This is a genomic window from Mesorhizobium sp. M1307 (genome assembly GCF_040318155.1).
Lineage (GTDB): Bacteria > Pseudomonadota > Alphaproteobacteria > Rhizobiales > Rhizobiaceae > Mesorhizobium.
Genome location: NZ_JAMYLR010000125.1, coordinates 1 through 542, shown reverse-complemented (window position 1 = coordinate 542; position 542 = coordinate 1). Strand labels below are relative to the sequence as shown.

General features: G+C 64.0%; 1 protein-coding gene. It reads left to right on the top strand.

The genetic code is table 11. The annotated features are described in order from the left end of the window. Nucleotides 1-57: 57 nt before the first annotated feature. Nucleotides 58-542: ISAs1 family transposase (locus tag NKH16_RS34945; protein WP_352903994.1), on the top strand; the 485-nt coding region annotated here is incomplete at its 3' end.

Below are 542 nucleotides of genomic sequence, written 5' to 3'. Positions count from 1 at the left end.
GCATATGGCGATTTTGGGGTTGAGTTTAGGCTGAGAAAGGATTCTTTGGAGAGGCAGTTGAGCGAAGGAGCGACTGCCATTTCCTGCCTTGAGAGCTACTTTGGCGCGGTGCCTGATCCACGCGCGCCCAACGCCACGCACCGGCTTGGCGACCTGATCGTGATGATGATCGCAGCAAGCCTGTGCGGCGCCAGCAATGCGACGGAATTTGCCCTGTTCGCGCAGGAGCGCAAGCAGGCGCTGTCGCGGCTGATCGACTATGACGCAGCTCCCAGCCACGACACCTTCTCGCGGCTGCTGCGTCTGCTCGACCCGGAGGCCTTTGGTCGCGCCTTTGCTGCCTTTGCCGCAGCTTTCGCCCGAGCCAGCCGAGAGACGCCCGAGGTGGTGTCGCTTGACGGCAAGGCTTTGCGGCGAGCCTACGAGAAGGGCTTGGCAGCCAGTCCGCCGTTGACGGTGTCGGCCTTCGCCGCCGAGACCCGGCTGTGCCTGGCGGCAGTCTCGCCGAGCGATGGTGAGAACGAAGTCGAGGCCGCGCTCAA